At 70.5% G+C, this 23,947-nt stretch carries 26 protein-coding genes; 20 read left to right on the top strand and 6 right to left on the bottom strand.

The features are described 5' to 3' along the window. Positions 1 to 81: 81 nt before the first annotated feature. Together ACYVIH_RS18380 and ACYVIH_RS18375 are read right to left on the bottom strand one after the other, a co-directional pair. On the bottom strand, positions 82 to 315 hold the full coding sequence (locus ACYVIH_RS18380) for an acyl-CoA carboxylase subunit epsilon (RefSeq protein ID WP_460870974.1): 234 nt from the start codon (positions 313 to 315) through the stop codon (positions 82 to 84). Beyond that, entirely contained in the window at positions 312 to 1,925 is a 1,614-nt protein-coding gene (locus ACYVIH_RS18375) for an acyl-CoA carboxylase subunit beta (RefSeq protein ID WP_460871071.1), read from the bottom strand. Before ACYVIH_RS18375 ends, ACYVIH_RS18380 begins: the two co-directional genes overlap by 4 nt. Positions 1,926 to 1,985: 60 nt before the next feature. Here ACYVIH_RS18375 and ACYVIH_RS18370 point away from each other — a divergent pair, with 60 nt between their 5' ends. From ACYVIH_RS18370 to purE, 6 genes are all read left to right on the top strand, one after another. Beyond that, positions 1,986 to 2,816, top strand: coding sequence for a biotin--[acetyl-CoA-carboxylase] ligase (locus ACYVIH_RS18370; protein WP_460870973.1), 831 nt, complete (start codon positions 1,986 to 1,988; stop codon positions 2,814 to 2,816). Between the two features lie 43 nt (positions 2,817 to 2,859). Continuing rightward, the gene (locus ACYVIH_RS18365) at positions 2,860 to 3,402 is read left to right on the top strand and encodes a PH domain-containing protein (RefSeq protein WP_460870971.1); all 543 of its coding nucleotides are present in this window, start codon (positions 2,860 to 2,862) and stop codon (positions 3,400 to 3,402) included. Continuing rightward, positions 3,395 to 4,399, top strand: coding sequence for an adenylate/guanylate cyclase domain-containing protein (locus ACYVIH_RS18360; protein WP_460870970.1), 1,005 nt, complete (start codon positions 3,395 to 3,397; stop codon positions 4,397 to 4,399). Before ACYVIH_RS18365 ends, ACYVIH_RS18360 begins: the two co-directional genes overlap by 8 nt. 106 nt (positions 4,400 to 4,505) lie before the next feature. Next, the gene (locus tag ACYVIH_RS18355) at positions 4,506 to 4,856 is read left to right on the top strand and encodes a winged helix-turn-helix domain-containing protein (RefSeq protein ID WP_460870969.1); all 351 of its coding nucleotides are present in this window, start codon (positions 4,506 to 4,508) and stop codon (positions 4,854 to 4,856) included. A 54-nt stretch (positions 4,857 to 4,910) separates the two neighbouring features. Continuing rightward, entirely contained in the window at positions 4,911 to 6,107 is a 1,197-nt protein-coding gene (locus ACYVIH_RS18350) for a 5-(carboxyamino)imidazole ribonucleotide synthase (RefSeq protein WP_460870968.1), read from the top strand. A 2-nt stretch (positions 6,108 to 6,109) separates the two neighbouring features. Further along, complete coding sequence (gene purE, locus ACYVIH_RS18345) at positions 6,110 to 6,631, top strand: 5-(carboxyamino)imidazole ribonucleotide mutase (RefSeq protein ID WP_460870967.1); 522 nt, start codon at positions 6,110 to 6,112, stop codon at positions 6,629 to 6,631. Position 6,632: 1 nt separating this feature from the next. Here purE and ACYVIH_RS18340 read toward each other — a convergent pair whose 3' ends face one another. Further along, on the bottom strand, positions 6,633 to 7,061 hold the full coding sequence (locus ACYVIH_RS18340) for a CoA-binding protein (protein ID WP_460870966.1): 429 nt from the start codon (positions 7,059 to 7,061) through the stop codon (positions 6,633 to 6,635). Positions 7,062 to 7,136: 75 nt separating this feature from the next. On the opposite strand from ACYVIH_RS18340, the gene ACYVIH_RS18335 reads away from it, so the two are divergent. The 6 genes from ACYVIH_RS18335 to thpD all read left to right on the top strand — a co-directional run bounded on the left by ACYVIH_RS18335 (position 7,137) and on the right by thpD (position 12,365). After that, a complete protein-coding gene (locus ACYVIH_RS18335; protein WP_460870965.1) occupies positions 7,137 to 7,838 on the top strand; it encodes a hypothetical protein in 702 nt (233 codons plus the stop codon). Positions 7,839 to 7,848: 10 nt separating this feature from the next. Next, the gene (locus tag ACYVIH_RS18330) at positions 7,849 to 9,021 is read left to right on the top strand and encodes an acyl-CoA dehydrogenase family protein (protein ID WP_460870964.1); all 1,173 of its coding nucleotides are present in this window, start codon (positions 7,849 to 7,851) and stop codon (positions 9,019 to 9,021) included. A gap of 161 nt (positions 9,022 to 9,182) precedes the next feature. Next, positions 9,183 to 9,704 carry a diaminobutyrate acetyltransferase gene (ectA, locus tag ACYVIH_RS18325; RefSeq protein ID WP_460870963.1) on the top strand — a complete coding sequence of 174 codons (522 nt, stop codon included), beginning with the start codon at positions 9,183 to 9,185 and terminating at the stop codon, positions 9,702 to 9,704. Between the two features lie 69 nt (positions 9,705 to 9,773). Continuing rightward, positions 9,774 to 11,027 carry a diaminobutyrate--2-oxoglutarate transaminase gene (gene ectB / locus ACYVIH_RS18320; protein WP_460870962.1) on the top strand — a complete coding sequence of 418 codons (1,254 nt, stop codon included), beginning with the start codon at positions 9,774 to 9,776 and terminating at the stop codon, positions 11,025 to 11,027. Between the two features lie 19 nt (positions 11,028 to 11,046). Further along, entirely contained in the window at positions 11,047 to 11,469 is a 423-nt protein-coding gene (locus ACYVIH_RS18315) for an ectoine synthase (protein WP_460870961.1), read from the top strand. Then, positions 11,466 to 12,365, top strand: coding sequence for an ectoine hydroxylase (gene thpD / locus ACYVIH_RS18310; RefSeq protein ID WP_460870960.1), 900 nt, complete (start codon positions 11,466 to 11,468; stop codon positions 12,363 to 12,365). The genes ACYVIH_RS18315 and thpD overlap by 4 nt, the downstream gene beginning before the upstream one ends. Positions 12,366 to 12,401: 36 nt before the next feature. Here the strand turns inward: thpD and ACYVIH_RS18305 are convergent, their stop codons facing one another. Then, positions 12,402 to 12,749 carry a WhiB family transcriptional regulator gene (locus tag ACYVIH_RS18305; protein ID WP_460870959.1) on the bottom strand — a complete coding sequence of 116 codons (348 nt, stop codon included), beginning with the start codon at positions 12,747 to 12,749 and terminating at the stop codon, positions 12,402 to 12,404. A gap of 294 nt (positions 12,750 to 13,043) precedes the next feature. Here ACYVIH_RS18305 and ACYVIH_RS18300 point away from each other — a divergent pair, with 294 nt between their 5' ends. Together ACYVIH_RS18300 and ACYVIH_RS18295 are read left to right on the top strand one after the other, a co-directional pair. Continuing rightward, a complete protein-coding gene (locus ACYVIH_RS18300; protein WP_460870958.1) occupies positions 13,044 to 14,519 on the top strand; it encodes a flavin-containing monooxygenase in 1,476 nt (491 codons plus the stop codon). A 2-nt stretch (positions 14,520 to 14,521) separates the two neighbouring features. Further along, entirely contained in the window at positions 14,522 to 15,364 is an 843-nt protein-coding gene (locus ACYVIH_RS18295) for an ATP-grasp domain-containing protein (RefSeq protein ID WP_460870957.1), read from the top strand. On the opposite strand, the gene ACYVIH_RS18290 is transcribed toward ACYVIH_RS18295, so the two are convergent. Together ACYVIH_RS18290 and ACYVIH_RS18285 are read right to left on the bottom strand one after the other, a co-directional pair. Beyond that, entirely contained in the window at positions 15,346 to 16,221 is an 876-nt protein-coding gene (locus ACYVIH_RS18290) for a crotonase/enoyl-CoA hydratase family protein (protein WP_460870955.1), read from the bottom strand. The genes ACYVIH_RS18295 and ACYVIH_RS18290 overlap by 19 nt on opposite strands. Continuing rightward, positions 16,218 to 17,429, bottom strand: coding sequence for an LCP family protein (locus ACYVIH_RS18285; protein WP_460870954.1), 1,212 nt, complete (start codon positions 17,427 to 17,429; stop codon positions 16,218 to 16,220). Before ACYVIH_RS18285 ends, ACYVIH_RS18290 begins: the two co-directional genes overlap by 4 nt. A gap of 120 nt (positions 17,430 to 17,549) precedes the next feature. Between ACYVIH_RS18285 and ACYVIH_RS18280 the strand changes: the two genes are divergently transcribed. The 6 genes from ACYVIH_RS18280 to ACYVIH_RS18255 are packed head-to-tail and all read left to right on the top strand — an operon-like array spanning position 17,550 to position 23,778. Beyond that, positions 17,550 to 19,004: an LCP family protein gene (locus ACYVIH_RS18280; protein WP_460870952.1), complete on the top strand. Its 1,455-nt coding sequence runs from the start codon at positions 17,550 to 17,552 to the stop codon at positions 19,002 to 19,004. A 35-nt stretch (positions 19,005 to 19,039) separates the two neighbouring features. Beyond that, a complete protein-coding gene (locus tag ACYVIH_RS18275) occupies positions 19,040 to 19,969 on the top strand; it encodes a glycosyltransferase family 2 protein (RefSeq protein WP_460870951.1) in 930 nt (309 codons plus the stop codon). Continuing rightward, positions 19,966 to 20,892 carry a glycosyltransferase family 2 protein gene (locus tag ACYVIH_RS18270; protein WP_460870950.1) on the top strand — a complete coding sequence of 309 codons (927 nt, stop codon included), beginning with the start codon at positions 19,966 to 19,968 and terminating at the stop codon, positions 20,890 to 20,892. The genes ACYVIH_RS18275 and ACYVIH_RS18270 overlap by 4 nt, the downstream gene beginning before the upstream one ends. A 34-nt stretch (positions 20,893 to 20,926) precedes the next feature. Continuing rightward, entirely contained in the window at positions 20,927 to 22,123 is a 1,197-nt protein-coding gene (gene glf / locus ACYVIH_RS18265; protein ID WP_460870949.1) for a UDP-galactopyranose mutase, read from the top strand. Next, positions 22,120 to 23,007, top strand: coding sequence for an ABC transporter permease (locus ACYVIH_RS18260; protein ID WP_460870948.1), 888 nt, complete (start codon positions 22,120 to 22,122; stop codon positions 23,005 to 23,007). The genes glf and ACYVIH_RS18260 overlap by 4 nt, the downstream gene beginning before the upstream one ends. Further along, positions 23,008 to 23,778, top strand: coding sequence for an ABC transporter ATP-binding protein (locus tag ACYVIH_RS18255; protein ID WP_460870947.1), 771 nt, complete (start codon positions 23,008 to 23,010; stop codon positions 23,776 to 23,778). It begins immediately after the preceding gene. The last annotated feature ends 169 nt before the right edge of the window (positions 23,779 to 23,947 follow it).

Genomic DNA, 23,947 nt, shown 5'->3' with positions numbered 1-23,947 from the left:
CCACCGACTTCCCACGGGTTGTGGACGCATCCCCGGCGGTACGCCGCGGGTTCAGCGTCCATAACCCCGCGTTACATGGCGTCAGCGGGGGAGGGCGCTGGCGCGCCAGCCGCCAGGCCCGGCGGGGTACGACGCGCGCAGCTTCCTGTGGTGCGCCGACCACTCGGAGACCGCCTGCGGCTCCTCGGCCGGCGCACTTGCCGCGGCGATGCCCTGGAGGACCACCGTCAGCGCGGCGACCTCCTCGGGCGTCGCGTCACCCTTGACCAGGAACAGCGGGGCCTTCTCGGGCGTCGGGGCGTTCTCCTCGCTCACAGCGGGATGTTCCCGTGCTTCTTCGGCGGCAGCGTCTCGCGCTTGGACCGCAGCAGGCGCAGCGCCCGGACGACCTCGGCGCGGGTCTCGTGCGGCTGGATCACCGCGTCGACATAGCCCCGCTCGGCGGCGAGGTAGGGGTTGGCCAGGTGGTCGTCGTACTCCTGCATCAGCTCGGCGCGCTTGGCCTCCTCGTTGCCGGCCTCGGCCGCCTCGGCGATCTCCTTGCGGTAGAGGATGTTCACCGCGCCCTGGGACCCCATCACCGCGATCTGCGCGGTCGGCCAGGCCAGGTTGATGTCGGCGCCGAGGTGCTTGGAGCCCATCACGTCGTAGGCACCGCCGTAGGCCTTGCGGGTGATCACGGTGATCAGCGGCACGGTCGCCTCGGCGTAGGCGTAGATCAGCTTGGCCCCGCGGCGGATGATGCCGTTCCACTCCTGGTCGGTGCCGGGCAGGAACCCGGGCACGTCGACGAACGTGAGCACCGGGATGTTGAAGGCGTCGCAGGTGCGCACGAAGCGGGCGGCCTTCTCGGAGGCGTCGATGTCGAGGGTGCCGGCGAACTGCATCGGCTGGTTGGCCACGACGCCGACCGGGCGGCCCTCGACGCGGCCGTAGCCCACGATCATGTTCGGCGCGAACATCGCCTGCACCTCGAGGAACTCGCCGTCGTCGACGACCGACTCGATCACGGTGTGCATGTCGTAGGGCTGGTTCGGCGAGTCGGGGATCAGGGTGTCGAGGGCGCGGTCCTCGTCGGAGACCTCGAGATCTGCCTGCTCGGGGTAGGCCGGCGGCTCGTCGAGGTTGTTCTGCGGCAGGTAGGACAGCAGCGCCTTGACGTAGTCGATCGCGTCGGACTCGTCGGTGCCCATGTAGTGGGCGTTGCCGGACTTGGTGTTGTGCGACCGAGCGCCACCGAGGTCCTCCATCGAGACGTCCTCGCCGGTGACGGTCTTGATCACGTCGGGGCCGGTGATGAACATGTGCGAGGTCTGGTCGACCATGACCGTGAAGTCGGTGACCGCGGGGGAGTACACCGCGCCGCCGGCGCAGGGGCCCATGATCAGCGAGATCTGCGGGATCACCCCGCTGGCGTGCACGTTGCGGCGGAAGATCTCGCCGTAGAGGCCGAGCGAGACCACGCCCTCCTGGATCCGGGCGCCGCCGGAGTCGTTGATGCCGATCACCGGGCAGCCGGTCTTCATCGCCAGGTCCATGACCTTGACGATCTTCTCGCCGAACACCTGGCCGAGGCTGCCGCCGAAGACGGTGAAGTCCTGTGCGAACACGCAGACCTGGCGGCCGTCGATGGTGCCGTAGCCGGTGACGACGCCGTCGCCGTACGGCCGGTTCTTCTCCAGTCCGAACGCGGTCGACCGGTGCCGGGCAAGCTCGTCGAGCTCGACGAACGAGCCCTCGTCGAGCAGCTCCTCGATGCGCTCGCGTGCGGTCTTCTTGCCCTTCGCGTGCTGCTTCTCGATCGCGCGCTCCGAGCCGGCGTGGACTGCGTCCTGCAGCTTCTGGTCGAGGTCGGCGAGCTTGCCGGCGGTGGTGTGGATGTCCACGCCCTCGGTGATCTCGACGCCCTCGCCGGGCTGGGTCATGGCTGCTTCGCTCACGGGTGAATGGCCTCTCTCGATTGCGTGGGTGTCAATGTAGTGCCTGTGACGTACGACGATCTCCGACGCCCACCCCTCGATCCGGTGGCCCTGTCCGCGGCACTCACCAGGCCGGGCTCGCTGTGGACCTCGGTGGACGTCGTCGCGTCGTCGCCGTCCACCAACGCCGAGCTGGCCGAACGGGCACGGGCAGGCGCCCCCGCCGGTGCGGTCCTCGTCGCCGATCACCAGACCGCGGGGCGGGGCCGGCTGGACCGCTCGTGGGTGACTCCGCCCGGCTCCGCACTGACCTTCTCCGTGCTGCTCGCGCCGGACCGGGTGCCGGCCGCGCGTTGGCCGTGGCTCCCGCTGCTCGCCGGGATCGCGGTGTCGGAGGCGGTACGCCGGGTCGCGCACGTGGACTGCTGGCTGAAGTGGCCCAACGACGTACTCGTCGGTGACGAGGGGCGGAAGCTGGCCGGCATCCTGGTCGAACGGGTGGAGCGGCCCTCGGGAGCGGTGGCGGTCGTGGGGGTGGGGCTCAACATCTCGCAGAGCGCCGAGGACCTGCCGGTCCCCACGGCGACCTCGCTGCTGCTCGAGGGCGCCGCGACCACCGACCGGACCGTCATCCTGCGGGAGGTGCTGCGCTCGCTCGAGGCGCTGTTCGTCCAGTGGCAGGCCGACCTCGGCGACCCCCGGCTGGGGCTGGTCGAGTCCTACGTCCGTCGCTGCGGGACCCTGGGCAGCGAGGTCCGGGTCTCGTTGCCGTCGGGCGAGCAGGTCGTCGGCACCGCGGCCGGGATCGACACCGACGGACGGCTCGAGGTGCTCACCGCGTCCGGACCCCGGATCCTCGGTGCCGGCGATGTGGTCCACGTCCGGCCGGCCACGTGACCTCCGCCACGTCCGCACAGCCTCGCGTGAGAGGATCGGAGCCGTGGCCATCTCCCGCAAGCTGCTCAACGACGACGAGTCCGTGGTGGTCTCCACGCGCACCCACGTCAAGGCGCTGATCGTCCCTGCGGTCGTGCTGATCGTGCTCGCCGGAGGTGCCGGGTTCGCCAGCACCTTCGCGCCCGCGGAGGGTGCGGCGAGGCTCGTGGTGCTCGGCCTGATCTGGGGCGTCGCCGCCCTGCTGGCCCTGCTCTGGGTCGTGCGACCGTTCCTGGCCTGGCTGACGACGACGTACACCGTGACCGACCAGCGGCTGATCACCCGCAGCGGCATCCTGACCCGGCGCGGCCACGACATCCCGATCACGCGGATCAGCGACGTGGCCTACGAGCGCGGTCTGCTGGACCGGATGCTCGGCTGCGGAACCCTGCTCGTCGCCGTGGCCAGCGAGCAGCGGGTGGAGCTGCACGACATCCCGCAGGTCGAGCAGGTGCACCTGCGGATCCAGGACCTGCTGAGCGACGCACCTGCCCCCCGGCAGAACGACCTGCAGGACGACCCCGGAGCGCGCCGCACCGATGGCTGACGTAGAACCTCCCCGGCCCCGTCCCGCCCACTTCACCCGCGAGGAGCTCGAGCGGGTGATCCTGGGCGACCAGCCCGGGCTGACCAGCACCGACGTCGCGTCCGCGGCGGGCGTGACCGTGGAGCAGGCCCGCCGGCTCTGGCGCGCCCTCGGCTTCCCCGACGCCGGTGAGCAGGCCGCGTTCAACGACGCCGACCTGATCGCGCTGAGCACCGTGATCGGCGCGGTGGAGAGCGGCGCGATCGACTTCGACACCGCCGTGCGGATGACCCGGGCGCTCGGCCAGACGATGGCGCGGCTCGCCGACTGGCAGGTCGCCACGCTGGCGCCGCGGGTCGAGGAGCTCGAGTCCGGAGCGGAGGCGACCGGCTCCCGGATCGGCAGCGCGCTGCGTCTCGCCGAGGAGGTCGGGGTGCCGTTCGAGCGGCTGCTGATCTACTCCTGGCGCCGGCACCTCGCCGCGGCGGTCGGCCGGGTCGAGGCCCTCGGTGCCGCCGACGAGGACCTGCACACCACGCAGACCACGATCGGCTTCGCCGACCTGGTGGCGTTCACGGCGCTGTCCAACGAGATCGACGAGGCCCGGCTCGGCGACATGGTGGAGGTCTTCGAGTCCCGTTGTGCCGACGTGGTCGCCGGTCACCACGGCCGGGTGATCAAGACGCTCGGTGACTCCGTGCTGTTCGTGTCCGAGGACCCGGTGCAGGCCCTCGAGATCGCCTTCGACATCGTCGGGGTCATCGGGCACGACCCCCGGCTGCCCGACGTACGCCTCGGCCTGGCCAGCGGCTCGGTGATCACGCGCCTCGGCGACGTGTTCGGGCCGCCGGTCAACCTCGCCGCGCGGCTGACCGCCGTCGCGCGCCGCAACCGCGTGATCATCGACCACGCCACCGCCGACCGGCTGCCCCCCGAGGAGTACGAGACCCGTCCGCTGCCGGCCCGGCCGGTGCGCGGCTTCGGCCTCGTCGAGCCGGTCGCTGCCCGCCGTCGCTGAGCACGGCGCGCCAGTGGCCCGAACGGTCTAGACATCGAGTGGTCCGAACGGACCAATGTTGTCGATTTGTCCGATCGTGGGTTCGCGCTCTTTTTACCCTGAGGTCATGTTCAGTGTGCAGGGGGTGGACCTCGACGCCGAGTCGCGTCGAGTGTGGCGCGACGGCGTGGAGATCAAGATGTCGAACAAGGAGTTCGACCTCGTTCATGCTCTCATCAGCCGTGCGGGGGAGATCGTCACGCGTGAGGAGCTCATGCGTGACGTGTGGCAGACGACGTTCTGGACGTCGGCGAAGACGATCGACGTGCACCTTGGCTGGGTACGTCGCAAGCTCGGCGACGACACGCGCCGGCCGACGTTGATCACCACGATCCGCGGCCGTGGCCTGCGTTTCGAGAAGGTCCCGCCGATCTACGTGACCAAGCCCGCGCCCACGGCGGAGGCCGCGCTCTCCTGAGCGACCCCCGAGCCGCGGGGCGTCGGCGGCCCGGCCGTCGTTAGGCTCTGCTCCGTGACCTCGCCTGCGCCCGCACCCGGTTCGACACCCGTCCTCGCCGTGATCGGCGGCGGGCAGCTGGCCCGGATGATGGCCCAGTACGCCGTGCCGCTCGGCGTACCGCTGCGCCTGCTCGCCGAGGGTGAAGGCGTGTCCGCCGCCCAGGTCATCCCCGACTCGACGGTCGGCGACTACCGCGACCTGGACACGCTGCGCGAGGTCACCCGGGGCTGCTCGGTTGTGACCTTCGACCACGAGCACGTGCCTACCGAGCACCTGCACGCCCTCGCCGAGGCCGGGGTGGCCTGCCGTCCGGGTCCCGGGGCGCTGGTGCACGCCCAGGACAAGGGCGTGATGCGGGCCCGGCTGCACCACCTGGGTGTGCCCTGCCCGCGCAACGAGATCGTTGCCGAGGCCGCGGACGTGACCGCGTTCGCCGAGCGGATCGGCGGGTTCCCGGTGGTGCTGAAGACCACCCGCGGCGGCTACGACGGCAAGGGCGTCTGGGTGGTCGACTCCGAGGCCGACTGCGCGGCGGCCTTCGAGGTCGCCCGGCGTGCCGGTGTCGAGATCCTCGCCGAGGAGAAGGTCGACTTCCGCCGCGAGCTGTCCGCGCTCGTGGCCCGCTCGCCCTCCGGTCAGGTCGCGGCCTACCCGGTCGTGGAGTCGGTCCAGGTCGACGGGATCTGCTCGGAGGTGATCGCGCCGGCACCCGGGCTCGACCCGGAGCTGTCGGTGCGGGCCCAGCAGATCGCCATGCAGGTGGCCGGCGAGCTCGGCGTCACCGGCATCCTGGCCGTCGAGCTGTTCGAGACCGGCGACGGCCGCGTGCTGGTCAACGAGCTCGCGATGCGCCCGCACAACACGGGCCACTGGAGCATGGACGGCGCGGTGACCAGCCAGTTCGAGAACCATCTCCGCGCGGTGCTCGACCTGCCGCTCGGGGCACCCGACGCGCGAGCGCCGTGGACGGTGATGGTGAACATCCTCGGCGGCGACCACGGCGCGGTGTCGGAGGACCTGTACGCCGGCTACCCGCACGTGTTCGCCCGCGACCCGCGGCTGAAGGTGCACCTCTACGGCAAGTCCGTGAAGCCGGGGCGCAAGGTCGGCCACGTGACCGCCTACGGAGACGACCTCGACGAGGTCCTCGAACGGGCCCGTCATGCCGCGGCGTGGTTCCGCGGCGACCTGGGGATGGAGAGCGAGTGAGCATGAGCGAGCAGAGCCCGCGCGTCGGGATCGTGATGGGGTCGGACTCCGACTGGCCGACGATGAAGGCCGCGGCCGAGGCCCTGGAGGAGTTCTCGGTGCCCTACGAGGCCGACGTGGTCTCCGCGCACCGGATGCCCGAGGAGATGCTGGCCTACGGCAAGGAGGCCGCCGGACGTGGCCTCTCGGTGATCATCGCCGGCGCCGGGGGAGCCGCACACCTGCCGGGGATGCTGGCCGCGGTCACCCCGCTGCCGGTGATCGGCGTGCCGGTGGCGCTGAAGCACCTCGACGGCATGGACTCCCTGCTGTCGATCGTGCAGATGCCCTCGGGCGTTCCCGTCGCCACGGTCGCGATCGGCAACGCGCGCAACGCGGGCCTGCTCGCCGTACGCATCCTGGCCGCCGCCGACGCGGGCCTGCGTGAGCAGATGGAGCAGTTCCAGGAGTCGCTGGCCGAGGCCGCCCGCGCGAAGGGGGCCGTGGTGCGCGGCGAGCGGACCCGCACCGTCGGTTTCGGCTGAGTCAGCGGCCGACCACGCGCGGCCACTCGATGACCGGGCAGGTGTCCATCACCATCGGCACGTCGGCCGCCGACGTGCGCTCGAAGGCCTCCTGGTCGACCACCCCGAGCTGGAACCACACCGCCTTGGCCCCGATCGCGACCGCCTGGTCGGCGAACTCCCCGGCCGCCTCGGACCGCCGGAACACGTCGACGACGTCGACCGGGAACGGGATCTCGGCCAGTGAGGCGTAACCGTCCTCGCCGAGCACGTGGTTGGCCTCCGGATGCACCGGCACGATCCGCTTGCCGCGCTCCTGGAGGAACCGCGCGACGCTGTAGGCGGTCCGGCTCGGGTCGCCGCTGAGCCCGACCACCGCCCAGGTGTCGCACTCCTCGAGCATGAACCGGATGTTCTTCTCGTCCAGCCAGGGTGCGTGTGAGGTCGTCATGACCTCACAGTGTCCACGACGGAGTCCCCCAAACGCGGGAGTCGTCGCAGGCGGAGCGAACCTAGTCTGGCGGTCATGAGGACGCCGGTGCGGGGGAGGGCGGTGGAGCTGGTCACCGGCCTGGTGCTGGCCCTGGTGGTGGCGGTGGCCGCCGTACTGCCCGGGGACCCCGGCCCCGCGGGGCGGGAAGCGTGGGTGACCGCCGCCGCGCCCGGGCTGTGGCTGTTGCTGGCGCTGTGGTCGTGCGGTGCGGTCCTGCGCCCGCGCACCGGATCGACCCCTGCTCGTGCCGCCGCCCGGCTGTGGGCGCGGTTGCTGCTGCTCGTCGTCGTGGGCCTGGCGTGGCCGTTGGTGCTCGCCCTCGCCCTGGCCGTGCCGGCGTCGGAGGCGGCGGGTTCCGGCCGGGAGGCCGTCGTACCGGTCGCGGTGGCCGTGGGCGCGTGGAGCGGATGGCGGCTTCGGGAGGCCCGGGGCGGCGGGTCGCTCGTGGCCTACGCCGTCGGCCGGATCGTCGCGAGCCCCGTCGCCGGGCCGGTGGTCACCGCCGGGCGGCTCAGCCTGCCGCTCTACCTCGGCAGCCAGCTCGGGATGCTCCTCCTGATGACCCGGGGCGAGCCCGCCTGGGGATACCGGATCGGTGAGTGGCTCGAGCCGTACGTCCTGGGCCACAACCGGGCCGGAGTGCTGCTGGTCGTGGTCGGCCTCTGGGCGATGGTGGTGGCGCTGCTCCCACATCGAGCTCCTGCCGACGCCGCCGCCCGGTCTACCCGCAAGTAGAATCCGGGCCATGAGCGCTGAGTACCCGATGTTCGCCCTGTCCGAGGAGCACCAGGCCATCCGGGAGGCCGTTCGGGCGGTCTGCGACGCCAAGGTCGCCCCGGCAGCCGCCGAGGTCGACGAGACCGGGGAGTTCCCGCAGGCCGCCTACGACGCGCTGGCCGGCGCCGACTTCGCCGCACCCCACATCTCCGAGGAGTACGGCGGGGCAGGGGCCGACGCGCTCGCCACCTGCATCGTGATCGAGGAGGTCGCCCGGGCCGACGCGTCGGCCTCGCTGATCCCCGGCGTCAACAAGCTCGGCACGCTGCCGCTGATCCTGGCCGGTTCGGAGGAGCTCAAGCGCAAGTACCTCACCCCGGTGGCCTCCGGCGAGGCGATGTTCTCCTACTGCCTGTCCGAGCCCGAGGCCGGCTCCGACGCCGCGTCGATGAAGACCCGCGCGGTCCGTGACGGCGACTCCTGGGTGCTCAACGGGGTCAAGCGCTGGATCACCAACGCCGGGGTCTCGAAGTACTACACGGTGTTCGCCGTCACCGACCCCGAGAAGCGGTCGCGCGGCATCTCGGCGTTCGTGGTGGAGAAGGACGACGAGGGTGTCTCCTTCGGTGCTCCGGAGAAGAAGCTCGGCATCAAGGGCTCCCCGACGCGCGAGGTCTACTTCGACAACGTCCGCATCCCCGCCGACCGGATGATCGGCGAGGAGGGCACCGGCTTCGCGACCGCGATGCGCGTGCTCGACCACACCCGGGTGACGATCGCCGCGCAGGCGGTCGGCATCGCGCAGGGCGCACTCGACTACGCGCTCGGCTACGCCAAGGAGCGTCAGCAGTTCGGCAAGCCGATCGCCGACTTCCAGGGCCTGCAGTTCATGCTCGCCGACATGGGCATGAAGGTGGAGGCCGCGCGTCAGCTGACGTACGCCGCTGCCGGCCGCTCGGAGCGTAACGACAAGGACCTGACCTTCTTCGGCGCCGCGGCGAAGGCGTTCGCCTCCGACACGGCGATGCAGGTCACCGTCGACGCGGTACAGGTGCTCGGCGGCTACGGCTACACCCGCGAGTACCCGGTCGAGCGGATGATGCGCGACGCGAAGATCACCCAGATCTACGAGGGCACCAACCAGGTGCAGCGGATCGTGATGGCCCGCCAGCTCCTCGCCGGGGTGCAGTCGGAGCTCTGACCTCGACCCGGCGCGCACCGCGCCAGGGCGAAATCGGACTGATGTGACCCAGTCCACGTCATCTGCAGAGCCGCAGGTGAGCGGGGGGTTCCGGCGTCCTTCCGCGGGCTGAGTCACCAAGCAGGGTTGCACTTCTGGCTCAGGTCGTTACGTTGCCGGGGATGCTTCCGACGACAGCAGACCAGCCCGCCGCCCAGCAGATCCCTGACCGAGTCGACCTCCGTCCGCCCACCGTGCAGGACGGCGCCGCCCTGTGGCGGATTGCCCGCGACTCGAGGACGCTCGACCTCAACGCCTCCTACGCCTACCTGCTCTGGTGCCGTGACTTCGCGCGTACGTCGATCGTGGCCGAGGTCGCGGGGCAGCCAGCGGGCTTCGTCTCGGGGTACCTCCGCCCGGACGCGCCCGACACGTTGATGGTCTGGCAGGTCGCCGTCGACAAGGCCCACCGCGGCCGGGGTCTCGGCCGCCGGATGCTCGACGAGCTCGTCGACCGGCAGGAGCGGCCGGTCGGGGTCCTGGAGACCACGATCACCGCCGACAACGAGGCGTCGATCAACCTCTTCGGGTCGTTCGCCGCCGGCCGCGGCGCCGACGTGCGCCGCGAGCCGCTGTTCGAGCCCGGGCACTTCCCCGACGGTCACGACGCCGAGCTGCTGTTTCGCATCGGCCCTCTTGCCTGACCCGTCACACCCCCTGACCGCCGTACCGCTCTCCACCGTCCCCCTGTGCCTGCACGAGGAAGGAACCAGATGTCAGTAGACGTGTTCGAGTCGCTCGAGTCGGAGGTCCGCAGCTACTGCCGGGACTGGCCGGCGGTGTTCGCCAGAGCCGAGGGCAGCCGCGTGTACGACGAGCACGGCCGCGGCTACCTCGACTTCTTCTCGGGGGCCGGTGCCCTCAACTACGGGCACAACCACCCCGACCTGCTCGAGCCGCTCCTGGCCTACCTGCGCAGTGGGGCGATCGTGCACTCGCTGGACATGCACACCGTCGCCAAGCGGACCTTCCTGGAGCGCTTCCGTGACGTGGTGCTCGAGCCGCGCGGGCTGGACTACAAGGTGATGTTCCCCGGCCCGACCGGCACCAACAGCGTCGAGGCGGCGCTGAAGCTGGCCCGCAAGGCGACCGGCCGCCAGCACGTGCTGTCGTTCACCAACGCCTTCCACGGCATGACCCTGGGCTCGCTGTCGGTCACCGGCAACTCCATGAAGCGGCAGGGTGCGGGCATCCCGCTGACCAACAGCTCCAAGATCCCCTACGACGACTACTTCTCCGGCGCGACCGAGGACTTCCTCTGGCTCGAGCGGGTGCTGGAGGACAGCGGGTCGGGCGTGGACAAGCCGGCGGCGGTGATCGTCGAGACCGTGCAGGGCGAGGGCGGGCTGAACGCCGCGCGCGCCGAGTGGCTCAGGGCGCTGGCCGACCTGTGCCATCGGCACGAGATCCTGCTGATCGTCGACGACGTGCAGGCCGGGTGCGGACGCACCGGCACGTTCCTCAGCTTCGAGGAGGCCGGCATCGTCCCCGACATCGTCTGCCTCTCCAAGTCGATCTCCGGCTTCGGGCTGCCGATGGCGCTCACGCTGTTCCGTCCCGAGCTCGACATCTGGGCGCCGGGGGAGCACAACGGGACCTTCCGCGGACACAACCTCGCCTTCGTGACCGGCGCTGCGGCCCTGGACCGGTTCTGGACCGACGACGTGTTCACCAAGAGCCTGGTTGACCGGATCGCGCAGCTCCACGAGGGTCTGCAGCACATCGCCGACCAGCACGAGGGCGCGGCCCTCCGCGGGAGGGGGATGCTCGCCGGCGTCGTCTTCCCCGACGTGACCGCGGCCGAGCGGATCGCCGCTGCCGCCTACGAGCACGGGCTGCTGGTGGAGACCTCCGGCCCCGACTCGGAGGTCGTCAAGGTGATGCCCGCCCTGACCATCGACGGCGACGACCTCGCCGAAGGCCTGACCATCCTCACGCGCGCGGCCGCCGAGGCCGTGGCCGCCTGACAGACACCGGGAGCACACCATGATCGTCCGCAACCTCACCGACCTCGACGGCACCGAGCGTGACGTCCGGGCCGACACGTGGCGCAGCCGCCGCTTCGTCCTCGCCCGCGAGGGCGTGGGCTTCTCCTTCCACGACACCGTCCTGTACGCCGGCACCGAGACCTCGATGTGGTACGCCAACCACATCGAGGCGGTGTACTGCGTCGGCGGTGAGGGAGAGCTCGTCAACGACGAGACCGGGGAGGTGCACCCGCTCGCCGACGGGACCCTGTACCTCCTCGACGGCCATGAGCGCCACCGGGTGCGCGCCACCACCGACCTGCGCATGGCCTGCGTCTTCAACCCGCCGGTGACCGGCCGTGAGGTCCACGACGAGCGCGGGGTCTACCCACTCCTGACCGACGAACCGACCGAGCACGAGACCGAGGAGGTTTCCGCATGACCGAGACCGTCGACCGTATCCAGGACGTCTACCCGACCCGGCTGAGCACCCCGGCACCCCCGATCGCTCGCCAGGACCCGGTCGTGTGGGGCAGCGCCGCGAGCGGCCCGATGGACGAGGGCACCCTCGAGGGCTTCGACGCCAGGGGCTACCTGACCGTCGAGGACCTGATCACCCCCGACGAGGTGGAGGAGTTCCGGGCCGAGCTGCGCCGGCTCTCCGAGGACCCCTCGGTCCGCGCAGACGAGCGCACCATCGTCGAGCGGTCCTCGCAGGAGGTGCGCTCGATCTTCGAGGTGCACAAGGTCAGCCAGGTGTTCGCGAAGATCGCGAACGACCCTCGCGTCGTCGACCGGGCCCGCCAGCTCCTCGGCTCCGACGTCTACATCCACCAGAGCCGGGTGAACTTCAAGCCCGGGTTCGACGGCAAGGAGTTCTACTGGCACTCCGACTTCGAGACCTGGCACGCCGAGGACGGGATGCCCCGGATGCGGGCGGTGAGCTGCTCGATCTCGCTCACCGACAACTACTCGTTCAACGGGCCGCTGATGATCATGCCGGGCTCGCACAAGACCTTTGTCTCCTGCGTCGGTGAGACACCCGACGACAACTACAAGTCCTCGCTGGTCCAGCAGGAGGCCGGCACCCCGGACCACCAGGCCCTGCACGACCTCGCGCAGCGGCACGGGATCGACGTGCTCGAGGGCAAGGCCGGTGGGGCGACGTTCTTCGACTGCAACTGCATGCACGGCTCGAACGGCAACATCACGCCGTTCGCGCGGTCGAACGTGTTCCTGGTCTTCAACAGCGTCGAGAACACGTGCGGTGAGCCGTTCGCGGCGAGCCGGCCGCGGCCGGACTTCATCGGCGCGCGCGACTTCACACCGGTGGGCTGAGCCACCGCCGCGAGGGCGTCCGGCGGGGCTCGTCGCTCAGGCGACGCGCGTCGTACGGACGTCCTCGCGCGCCCGGGCGGCGGCGCCGAGGCCGGCGCTCGTGCGCCCCTGGGCGGCGTGGGCCGCCCGAGCCTCGAGGAAGAACTCGCGCCACGACGTGACGTCGGGGTGGCGCAGCAGCACGGCCCGGCGTTCGCGCTCGGTCATCCCACCCCACACGCCCCACTCGATGCGGTTGTCGAGGGCCTCGGTGAGGCACTCGGTCTTCACCGGGCAGCCCAGGCACTGGCGCTTGGCCTGGTTCTGCGCGGCGCCGCGCACGTACATCGCGTCGAGGGGCGCCTGGCGGCACTGCCCCTTACGAGCCCACTGCTCGTCCCACATCTGATCTCCCGAGAGCTCAACGACCTTCCCTCTCTTCTTCGGCACCCCGGCGGGGCCGCTTGAGGGCAGGTCGCGATTGAGGTGCCCTCCGGCGGGGAACGAGTGCTCCGGGCCGCCCGGCCCGTCTCCAGGAGGAGTGGTGGTTCTCGCTGCCCGGCCTGGGTGACCGGGCTGGCTGAGCCTCGCCGTGGCCCCGCTGCCGATCGCGGGCATCAACCTCTTCCTGCGGAGCGGTCGTCGTACCCGACTCTGTCGAGGAAGCCGCCGACGACGCGGGTTGCTAGCCTGCCCCGGGTGAGCAGCGAACACGTCGACGTCCTCATCGTGGGAGCCGGCCTGTCCGGCATCGGTGCGGCCGCCCACCTGCAGGACGAGTGCCCCGGCAAGAGCTTCGCGATCCTCGAGGCCCGGGACGCGATCGGCGGCACCTGGGACCTGTTCCGCTACCCGGGGGTCCGCTCAGACTCCGACATGTTCACCCTCGGCTACGCGTTCCGGCCGTGGACGCAGGCCAAGGCGATCGCCGACGGCCCGTCGATCCGCGACTACGTCCGCGACACCGCCCGCGAGCGGGGGATCGACCGGCGGATCCGGTTCGGGCACCGGGTCACCGCCGCCGAGTGGTCCAGCACAGACGCCCGCTGGACGGTGACTGCCGAGCGCGACGGCGGCGAGCCGGTCACGCTCACCTGCTCGTTCCTGTCGGTGTGCTCGGGCTACTACCGCTACGACGAGGGCTACACCCCGGACCTCCCCGGCGTCGAGCGGTTCACCGGCCAGGTGGTGCACCCCCAGCACTGGCCCGAGGACCTCGACCACGCCGGTCGGCGGGTGGTCGTGATCGGCAGCGGCGCGACCGCGGTGACCCTGGTGCCGGCGATGGCGGGAACCGCTGCCCACGTCACGATGCTCCAGCGGTCGCCGAGCTACGTCGCCTCCCTGCCGGCGAAGGACCCACTGGCCGACGCGCTGCGCGGCCGACTGCCGGCGAGCTGGGTCTACCCCCTCGTGCGGTGGAAGAACGTGCTCGTCTCGATGGCGAGCTTCCAGCTGAGCCGGCGACGGCCGGCGTTGATGAAGTCCCTGCTGCGCAAGGCGGCTCTGCGGATGCTGCCGGAGGGGTACGACGTCGACACCCACTTCGGCCCGTCGTACGACCCCTGGGACCAGCGGCTGTGCCTGGTGCCCGACGGCGACCTGTTCCGGGCGATCCGCAGCGGCCGGGCCGAGATCGTGACCGACCGGATCGAGACCTTCACCGAGCGCGGCATCCGGCTGGCGTCGGGCGCCGAGCTGGAGGCCGACCTGGTGGTCACCGCGACGGGGCTGAACCTGCTACCGATCGGCGGGATGAGCCTGTCCGTCGACGGACGCGAGATCGCGCTCGCCGACACCTACTCCTACAAGGGGATGATGCTCTCCGGCGTGCCCAACTTCGCGCTGACCATCGGCTACACCAACGCGTCGTGGACCCTGAAGGCCGACCTCGTCGCCCACTATGTGTGCCGGCTGCTGAACCACATGGACACCCACGGCCACCAGGTGGTCACGCCGGTGACGCCGGCGGACTCAGCGTCCTGGGACCCGGTCCCGTTGATCGACCTGAAGTCCGGCTACGTGCTGCGCAGCGTCCACCGGCTGCCCAAGCAGGGCCCGGCCGCGCCGTGGCGGTTGCACCAGAACTATCCCCGCGACGTGCGCCTGATGCGCCGCGGACCGGTCGAGGACGACGGCGTGGTCTTCTCCCGGGCCGGCGTGCCAGTGGGCTGACGGTGGCACGGCCACGGGTCCTGCTCGTCACCGACCCCCACTACGTCGCCCGGGGCCGGGAGTATGCCGGCGAGGACGTCTACCTCGGCGGCCGGCTCGCGGAGTCCTTCGACGTCGAGCGCTGCCTGCCGACCGAGGCGGCGGACGCGATGGCCGGGTTCGACGTGGTGCTGGTGCGCAACAGCGGCCCGGTCGCGGGCTACCCGGCGGCGTACGCGCACTTCCGCCACCGTGCGTGGGCGACGGGACAACGGGTCTACAACGAGCTGACCGGCAAGGGCGACATGCTCGGCAAGCAGCACCTGCTCGACCTCTACCGGGACGGCTTCCCGGTGATCCCGTCGGTCGGCTCCGCCGGGGAGCTCGACCGGCTGCCGCCGAGTGACAGGTACGTCGTCAAGCCGCTGCTCGGCGCCGACTCGGCCGGCCTGACGATGGGCACGGCGGAGGAGGTCCGGGCCGCCGACCCGGCCGGCGTCGTCGTCCAGCCGATGGTCGAGATCGTCCACGAGGTGTCGTTCTACGTCGTGGACCGGACGCTGGTCTACGCGCTGCACACCCCCGACCCGCGGCAACGCTGGGAGCTCGAGCCCTACGAGCCGAGCGACGAGGACGAGTCGTTCGTCCGCAGGTTCGTGGAGTGGAACGACATCGAGCACGGCTTGCAGCGGGTCGACGCGGCGCGTACGGCGGACGGCCGGCTGCTGCTCGTCGAGCTCGAGGATCTCAACCCCTACCTGTCGCTGGACCGGGCCACCCCGCAGGGTCGTGAGGCGCTGGTGCGCGAGCTCACCGAGGCACTGTGGCGCCTGGTGGAGACCTGGCCTCAGTCCTGCCAGGGGTAGAACGGCGGCATGTCCGTCGTACGCCCGGTGAACTCGGGGTCGCGCTTGTCGAGGAAGGCCGCGACGCCCTCCTTGCCGTCGCCGATGCTGGTGTAGAACATCGCCAGCGAGTCGACCTTGTGCGCCTCGAGCGGGTGCGGCTGGGCGGCGTTGCGCCACATCATCTGCCGGGCCAGGGCTGTGGCGACGGGGGAGCGGTGGCGGGTGAACCGCCGGGCGAGGTCGTGGGCGGCGTCGAGCAGCTCGTCCTCGGGGTGCACCGAGCGCACCAGACCGCCGTCGAGGGCCTCCTCGGCGGTGAGGATGTCGGCGGTGTAGACCCACTCCAGCGCCCGGCTGATCCCGACGATCCGCGGCAGGAACCAGGACGAGGCGGCCTCGGGCACGATCCCGAGCTTGCCGAACACGAAGCCGATCCGGGCCCGCTCCGAGGCCAGCCGGACGTCCATCGGCAGGGTCATGGTCGCGCCGATGCCCACGGCGGGACCGTTGATCGCACCGATCACCGGCTTGGGGCAGCGGTAGACCGCCAGCGACACGCGGCCGCCGGTGTCCCGGACGCCGGCGACGATCGCGGGGTCCTCGAGGCGCTCCTCGAGATCTGCCAGCGACGGCTCCAGGGACTCGTCGAGGCCGAACACGTTGCCGCCGACGGACAGGTCCATCCCGGCACAGAACGCGCGGCCCCGTCCGGTCACCACGATCGCGGCGACGGCATCGTCGCGGCCGGCCCGGTCGTAGGCGTCGACGAGCTCCTCGGCCATGGTCACCGTGAACGCGTTGAGCTGGTCGGGCCGGTCGAGGGTGAGCGTGAGGATGCCGTCGTCGACGGTGTAGTCGAGCGTCTCGTAGGTCATCGCGGGAACCCCGACGGTGTGCACAGGCTCTTCGGCATCTCGTCCACGCGGTCCTCCTGGATCAGCTGGAACATCCGCGGTGCCCGCTCGGAGTCCCAGTTCACGGCGAAGTCGACGATCGGGACGCCGCAGGTCAGCCCGTTCTCACCGCTGACCCTGGTCATCGCCCACGCGAAGCGGAGCGTGTCGAACGGGCCGGTGTCCTCGCCGAGGACCACCGACTCCGAGCCGGCCGAGGCCAGCCGGACGTAGCGGACCGGGTTGAGCACCGACCACGGGGAGGCGGCCTTGTCGCCGACCGCGCTGACCACCTCTCGCTGGTTGCGGGCCCGGTCGATGTCACCGAGCTTCGTGGCGTGGCGCGAGCGCGCGTAGCCGAGCGCGGTCGGGCCGTCGACGTCCTGGCAGCCCTTCTCGATCTTGAGCTTGGCCAGCGGGTCGTTCATCGCCCGCTCGGGGCAGATCTCGATGCCGCCGACGGCGTCGACGACGTTGACGAAGCCGCCGAAGCCGATCTCGACGTAGCTGTCGATCCGGATCCCGGTCTCGTTCTCGAGCGTCTCCACGAGCAGCTCGGGGCCACCGTAGGCGTAGGCGGCGTTGACCTTGGTCGTGCCGTAGCCGGGCACCTCCACCTGGGAGTCCCGCGGGATCGACATCAGCAGGTTCGGGCCCGCACCGGTGTGCAGCAGCATGATCGTGTCGGTGCGCCGGCCCTCGGCGCCGCCGGTGCCGAGTCGACGTCGTTCGGCCTTGGTCAGGCCCTCGCGGCTGTCGCTGCCGACGAGCAGATAGGTGTGGCCGGGCTGGGAGCCGGGCCGTTCGCCGTCCGGTGCCGCGTCGACCTTCTCGATGTTGCTCCACGCCCACACGGGTACGGCGACCAGGAACACCAGCCACAGCAGCAGGACCAGCTTGACCCAGCCGAAGCCGCGGCGGGACCTGCGAGCCGAGGTCGGCGGCGGAGGCGTCGACCCGCGACGGCCGGCAGCGGCGGGTGGCGGCGGAGGTGTGACCGGGCCGCCGGAGCCGGAGCGGGGACGGCTCGCCCTCGAGCCGGCGTCGCTGGCGCCCGGGCGCCCCATCGTCGGGAGCACCCGGGTCGGCTCGGGGTCGCCGGGTGCGCCGGAACGGCCGCCTCCGTAGAGCCAGTCGTACTCGGGCGTGCCCTCCGGCGGTTCTCCGTCTCCGCGGCGTCGGTCTGCCATGGGAGCAGACGGTACCGTGCGGGCCCCCGCACTCCGTCGGCGCGGCGTTCCCGGCTGTTGCAGGTGTGACTGGTGATACTGGGAGCGACTTCCCCACCCGCAGCACCGAAAGGCAACCCGATGCCACCGGTCTCTTCCCCCCGCGCGACCGGCCGGCTGGACGACACCCTGGCCCGCGTCCGGTTCCGGCGTGCGGTGACCCTCATGCTGATGACCCTGGTCATCCCCGGCTCCGCCCAGCTCGTCGCCGGCCGCCGCCAGGTCGGCCGCATCGCGTTGCGGATCTGGCTGCTGCTGCTCGGCAGCACCGTGCTCGTCGTACTCCTCGGCCTGATCTGGCACGGCTTCGTCTTCTGGCTGATGAGCAACACCCTCCTGCTCGGCCTGGTCCGGTTCACCCTGCTCGCGCTCGCCGTCGGCTGGGCGGTGCTGTTCCTCGACGCCTGGCGCCTCGGTCAGCCGCTCGAGCTGCGCCAGAAGCAGCGGCTGGCGATGGTCGGCCTCAACGGCTTCCTGTGCTTCTCGGTGGCCGGGAGCCTGCTCTTCGCCTCGCACGTGGTCGGGGTCCAGCGCGACCTGCTCGCGATGTTCAGCGACGGCGAGGCCAGTGCGGCCACGGACGGCCGCTACAACGTGCTGCTCCTCGGCGGTGACTCCGGAGCCGACCGGTGGGGACTGCGCCCCGACAGCATGACCGTGGCCAGCATCGACGCCGAGACCGGTCGCACGGTCCTGATCGGCCTGCCGCGCAACATGCAGAACTTCCCGTTCGCCGAGGGCTCCGTGATGCACGAGCAGTTCCCCGACGGCTACGACTGCGAGGAGTGCTACCTCAACTCGCTGAGCACCTTCGCCCTCGACAACCCCGAGCTGTTCGGCAGGTCCGAGAACCCCGGTGTGGACGCCACGATCTCGGCGGTGGAGGGCATCACCGGCCTGGACGTGAACTACTGGGTGATGGTCAACATGCGCGGCTTCGCCAAGCTGGTCGACGCCTTCGGCGGCGTGCGGCTCAACGTCCGCGACCGGATCCCGGTCGGCGGCCTCGGCGACGACGTCACCGGCTACATCGAGCCCGGGGTCCGGGTGCTCGACGGACACGACACGCTGTGGTTCGCCAGGGCGCGGGAGGGCTCCGACGACTACTCGAGGATGGCCCGCCAGAAGTGCGTGATGCAGGCGATGGTCAGCCAGGTCAGCCCGCAGACGGCGCTGCGCAACTTCGAGAAGATCGCCGAGGCGGGCTCGGAGATGGTCTCGACGAACCTGCCGACCGGTGAGGTCGACCGGTTCATCGACCTCGCGCTGAAGGCCCGCTCGCAGCCGATGTCCACGCTGTCGCTGGTGCCGCCGATGATCAACACCGCCGAGCCCGACATCGACCTGGTCCGGAGCAAGGTCGAGGCGGCGATCGACCGGGCCGAGGGCACGAAGGTGGAGGCCGCGCCGCGAGCGAAGGGTGGGGCAGGGGCCGGAGCGGGCAATCCGCCCGCCCAGGTCACGGGCGGCTCGGTCGGCTCGCTCGGCGAGGGCTACGTGGCCAACCAGACCGACGATCTCGCCTCCGCCTGCTGAGGTCGGTCCCAGGCGCCACCCGTAGGGTGTGCACCGTGATCGAGCAGCAGGTGGTGGCCGTCGTCGTCACCTACAACCGGCTGGCCCTGGTCCGCCGGCTGGTGGAGTCACTGCAGCAGGTCGACGCGCTCGCCGCGGTGCTCGTGGTCGACAACGCCTCCACCGACGGCACCCGCGCATGGCTGGACGAGGTCGCCGCCGGCACCCCGGCCACCGGACCCCGGGTCGCGGCCCGGACGCTGGCCCACAACAAGGGCGGGGCCGGCGGCTTCCACGACGGACTGGCCTGGGCGATCGACGAGGGCGCGGACCTGGTCTGGCTCATGGACGACGACGGGCTGCCGGACCCCGACTGCCTCGACCGGCTGCTGCAGCACCGGGGCCGGCTGGAGTTCTGGGGGCCGCTGGTCGTCGACGAGGCCCGGCCGGACCGGCTGGTCTTCCCGATCCGGCTGCCCGGAGGAGCCCGGGTCGTGCACGCCCTGGACGACGTCCGGGCTGCCGCGCGCGACGGCCGAATCGACGGCATCGTCATCCCGTTCAACGGGGTGCTGGTGACGCGCGCGCTGGTCGACCGGATCGGGCTGCCGCGGGAGGAGTTCTTCATCTGGGGCGACGACCACGAGTACCGCCTCCGCGCCGAGGAGGCCGGTGCCCGGGTGGCAACCGTCGTCGACGCGGTGGTGCGCCACCCGAGCGTGGGCAACCTCGGCACCCCGATGATGTTCGGGATCACCACCTACAACGACTCCCCGAGCGACCTGAAGCACTACTGCATGGCTCGCAACAACCTGGTCAACCTGCTCAGCTACCGCGGCCGGCTCCACGCGCTGGCGTTCGTGGTGAAGACCGCGTGGTTCTACAGCTTCACCCGGCCCAGCCTGGGCCGGTTGCGGCTGAGCGCCCAGGCGATGCGTGCGGGCCTGCGCGGCGACTTCACCGGCCACCGGAGGTTCCTGTCGTGACCGAGACCGTCGCCGTGGTCATCGTCACCTACAACCGGGCCGACCTGCTCGGCCGGACGCTCGACGGGCTCGCCGCGCAGACCCGGCCGGTCGACGCCGTCTACGTGGTCGACAACGACAGCTCCGACCACACGCAGCAGGTGCTCGAGGCGCACGCCTCCGCGCTCCCGCTGCAGGTCACCCGCAGCGGGGAGAACCTCGGTGGCGCGGGCGGCTTCCACCTCGGCGTGAGCCAGGCCCACGCAGCCGGCCACGACCGGATCTGGCTCATGGACGACGACGTGGTGCCGGCGCCGGACTGTCTCGAGGCCCTGCTCCGGTACGACGGCCCGTGCCTGGCCGCCGTGCGCGAGGACCGCCACGGCAGCCTGGTGGAGAAGGCGGCGACCCGCTTCGACCTGCGCAACCCGCTTGCGGTGAGGCCGAAGCTCGGCACCGTCGACTCCGCCTACACCCGCCGCGCGGACATGCCCGAGCAGGTCGGGATCGAGAACGCGGCGTTCGAGGGCTTCATGGTGCACCGGCGTGTGATCGACGCGATCGGGCTGCCCGACCCGTCCTACTTCATCTTCTACGACGACGCCGACTTCACCATCCGGGCCCGGCGGGCCGGGTTCCCGGTCACCGCCGTCCGTGACGCGGTGATCGTGCGCCAGCTCGACTTCGACCAGCAGCACGCGCTCGACACGTGGAAGGGGTTCTACATGTACCGCAACCTCTTCGTCGTGCACTTCCGCTACGGCGAGAACGTGCTCGTGCGGCTCAAGCCCTACCTGATCGTGCTGGCCGTCGTACTGCTCAGCCCCTTGCGTGGGGGACGCGCCGAGGCGCGCAACGTGACGCGCGCCATCCGGTCCGCACGGACCATGCGTCAGGCCCCCGCGCGCCCGACGGGAGGCCGACCCCCCGTTGCTAGACTCTGACGGCCGTGCGCCCGATCCCGGAGGAGCCCTTCCCTTGTCTGACACCGCCTCTGCCCAGCCCGACCTCGTCGTCGTCGGGTCCGGATTCTTCGGGCTGACGATCGCGGAGCGCTGTGCCAACGAGCTCGGGCTGCGGGTCCTGGTGCTGGAGCGCCGGCACCACCTCGGCGGGAACGCCTACTCCGAGCGCGACCCGGAGACCAACGTCGAGGTGCACAAGTACGGCGCGCACCTGTTCCACACCTCCAACGAAAAGGTGTGGGAGTACGTCAACCGGTTCACCAGCTTCACCGACTACAAGCACCGGGTCTTCGGCAAGTACCAGGGCCAGGTCTACTCCCTGCCGATGAACCTCGGCCTGATCAACCAGTTCTTCGGCCGCAGCCACACGCCGGACGAGGCACGGGCGCTGATCGCCGAGCAGGCCAGCGAGATCGCGACCGAGGACGCCACGAACCTCGAGGAGAAGGCGATCAGCCTGATCGGGCGTCCGCTCTACGAGGCGTTCATCAAGGGCTACACCGCCAAGCAGTGGCAGACCGACCCCACCAAGCTGAGCGCGGACATCATCACCCGCCTCCCGGTCCGCTACACCTTCGACAACCGCTGGTTCAACGACAAGTACGAAGGCCTCCCGGTCGACGGCTACACCGCCTGGCTGCAGAAGATGGCCGACCACCCGAACATCGAGGTCCGGCTCGAGACGGACTTCTTCGAGGTCGCCGACGACTACAAGGGCAAGATCCCGATCGTCTACACCGGCCCCGTCGACGAGTACTTCGGCAACGCCGAGGGCAAGCTCTCCTGGCGCACCGTCGACCTCGAGGAGAGCGTCGTCGACGTCGACGACTTCCAGGGCACCGGCGTGATCAACTACAACGACCAGGACGTGCCCTACACGCGGATCATCGAGTTCAAGCACTTCCACCCGGAGCGGGAGAAGACCCACCTGCCGGGCAAGAGCGTCATCGTGCACGAGTACTCCCGCTTCGCCGAGGAGGGTGACGAGCCGTACTACCCGGTCAACACGGCCGAGGACCGCGAGAAGCTGCTGCGCTACCGCGAGCTCGCCAAGAAGGAGCCGATGGTGCTCTTCGGCGGCCGGCTGGGCACCTACAAGTACCTCGACATGCACATGGCGATCGGGTCGGCGCTGTCGATGTTCGAGAACAAGCTCAAGCCGCACTTCACCGAGGGCACGCCACTCGAGAGCGGTGGCGTGGACGCGTGAGCACTCCTGTGGAGGAACCGCTCGAGCCTCCGCTGGTGTCGCCGAGTGACCGCGGCGGCCTCCAGCACGTGTTCCGGGAGCGGTACCTGCTCAAGCTGTTGGTCCGCAAGGAGCTCGCGGCCCGCTACCAGGGCTCGGTGCTGGGACTGTTCTGGTCCTACGTGCAGCCGGCGGTCCGGTTCTCGGCGTACTTCTTCGTGATCGGCTACGTTTTCGCGCTGCACAAGAACATGACCAACTTCGCGATCCACATCTTCGCGGGGATGGTGATGGTGCACTACTTCACCGAGACCTTCACCTCGGGCACGCGCTCGATCGTGCGCAACAAGCGGATCATCCAGAAGCTCCCGCTGCCCCGCGAGCTCTTCCCGGTCTCCTCGATGCTGGTCTCGGCCTACCACACGCTGCCGCAGATGGTGATCCTGCTCGTCGGCGTGCTGATCGCGGGCTGGAACCCCGGCCTGTACGACGTGGCGGCCGGCCTCGTGGGCTTCTCGATCATCGCCGTGTTCGGGATGGCCCTGGCATTGATCTTCAGCGCGGCCAACGTGTTCTTCCGCGACTTCCAGAACATCGTCCAGACCTTCACGATCTTCGTGACCTGGTCGGTGCCGATGATCTACCCCTACGACCGCATCAAGAACCTGTTCGGCGGCACCTGGGCGGAGGAGGTCTACCTCGCGAACCCGATCGCCGAGGGCGTGATGCTCTTCCAGCACCTGTTCTGGGTGCCGACCGTCGGGCCCGACGCGGAGTACCCGGTCGTGCTCCCCGACCACCTGATGACGCGTGGGCTGATCACGCTCGCCGCCTGTCTGGTCGCGCTCGCGATCGCGCAGAAGGTGTTCACCCGGCTCGAGGGCAAGTTCGCGGAGCGGCTGTAGATGAGTACCTCGATCGTGGTCGACCACGTCTCCAAGCGCTTCACCATGCAGTACGCCCGGTCGATCAAGCAGATGACCATCGCCAAGCTTCGCGGACAGAAGGTCAGCGACTCCTTCCTCGCGATCAACGACGTCTCCTTCACCGTGGAGCAGGGCGAGTCGATCGGCCTGATGGGGCTCAACGGCTCGGGCAAGAGCACCCTGCTCAAGCTGATCTCGGGCGTGATGACCCCCGACGAGGGCAAGGTCCGCACGCGGGGCCGGATCGCCGGCCTGATCGCCGCCGGCGCCGGCTTCCACCCGCAGCTCACCGGCCGGGAGAACCTGTACCTCAACGCCGCCATCCTCGGGATGAGCGACGCGGAGACCCGGCGCAAGTTCGACCAGATCGTCGACTTCGCCGACATCGGCAAGTTCCTCGAGACCCCGGTCGGCCACTACTCGTCGGGGATGAGCGCCCGGCTCGGGTTCGCGGTCGCGGCGCACGCCGACTCCGACATCTTCCTCGCCGACGAGGTACTTGCCGTCGGCGACCGCCCCTTCAAGCGCAAGTGCATCGCGCGCATGGAGGAGATCAAGAAGGAGGGGCGCACGCTGTTCTACGTCAGCCACGCCCCTGGGTCGGTGCGCAAGATGTGTGACCGGGCGCTGGTGCTCGTAGACGGCAAGCTCGGTTTCGACGGTCCCGTCGACGAGGGCATCCACTTCCTGCGCTACGACGACAGCGACGGGCCGGACCAGAACGAGGACGACCTCGGCGCCGACATCTGACCTGGGGGCCGTCCCCGTCGGTCGGTGGCGGTGCACGGCCGGAGCCGTCGACAGGCCGGTGTTCCGGCCTGTCGAGGGGTCGGGACCCGTGTCCGAATTACACGTTTGTAGTTAATTCGAAGCGATGGCGCGCCCCTGTAACCGGTGTGAAGATTGGTACTCCTGTGAC

Source organism: Nocardioides pakistanensis (assembly GCF_054781215.1).
Note: the sequence above shows the minus strand (reverse complement) of the source record. Positions and strands in the feature narration are given on the sequence as shown.

Bases quoted from the DNA above. Each gene is read 5' to 3' on its own strand.
- ACYVIH_RS18375 (WP_460871071.1), bottom strand. From the start codon at position 1,925: ATGACCCAGCCCGGCGAGGGCGTCGAGATCACCGAGGGCGTGGACATC.
- ACYVIH_RS18360 (WP_460870970.1), top strand. From the start codon at position 3,395: ATGGCTGACGTAGAACCTCCCCGGCCCCGTCCCGCCCACTTCACCCGC.
- ACYVIH_RS18355 (WP_460870969.1), top strand. From the start codon at position 4,506: ATGTTCAGTGTGCAGGGGGTGGACCTCGACGCCGAGTCGCGTCGAGTG.
- purE (WP_460870967.1), top strand. From the start codon at position 6,110: ATGAGCGAGCAGAGCCCGCGCGTCGGGATCGTGATGGGGTCGGACTCC.
- ACYVIH_RS18340 (WP_460870966.1), bottom strand. From the start codon at position 7,061: ATGACGACCTCACACGCACCCTGGCTGGACGAGAAGAACATCCGGTTC.
- ACYVIH_RS18335 (WP_460870965.1), top strand. From the start codon at position 7,137: ATGAGGACGCCGGTGCGGGGGAGGGCGGTGGAGCTGGTCACCGGCCTG.
- ACYVIH_RS18330 (WP_460870964.1), top strand. From the start codon at position 7,849: ATGAGCGCTGAGTACCCGATGTTCGCCCTGTCCGAGGAGCACCAGGCC.
- ectA (WP_460870963.1), top strand. From the start codon at position 9,183: ATGCTTCCGACGACAGCAGACCAGCCCGCCGCCCAGCAGATCCCTGAC.
- ectB (WP_460870962.1), top strand. From the start codon at position 9,774: ATGTCAGTAGACGTGTTCGAGTCGCTCGAGTCGGAGGTCCGCAGCTAC.
- ACYVIH_RS18315 (WP_460870961.1), top strand. From the start codon at position 11,047: ATGATCGTCCGCAACCTCACCGACCTCGACGGCACCGAGCGTGACGTC.
- thpD (WP_460870960.1), top strand. From the start codon at position 11,466: ATGACCGAGACCGTCGACCGTATCCAGGACGTCTACCCGACCCGGCTG.
- ACYVIH_RS18305 (WP_460870959.1), bottom strand. From the start codon at position 12,749: ATGTGGGACGAGCAGTGGGCTCGTAAGGGGCAGTGCCGCCAGGCGCCC.
- ACYVIH_RS18290 (WP_460870955.1), bottom strand. From the start codon at position 16,221: ATGACCTACGAGACGCTCGACTACACCGTCGACGACGGCATCCTCACG.
- ACYVIH_RS18285 (WP_460870954.1), bottom strand. From the start codon at position 17,429: ATGGCAGACCGACGCCGCGGAGACGGAGAACCGCCGGAGGGCACGCCC.
- ACYVIH_RS18280 (WP_460870952.1), top strand. From the start codon at position 17,550: ATGCCACCGGTCTCTTCCCCCCGCGCGACCGGCCGGCTGGACGACACC.
- ACYVIH_RS18255 (WP_460870947.1), top strand. From the start codon at position 23,008: ATGAGTACCTCGATCGTGGTCGACCACGTCTCCAAGCGCTTCACCATG.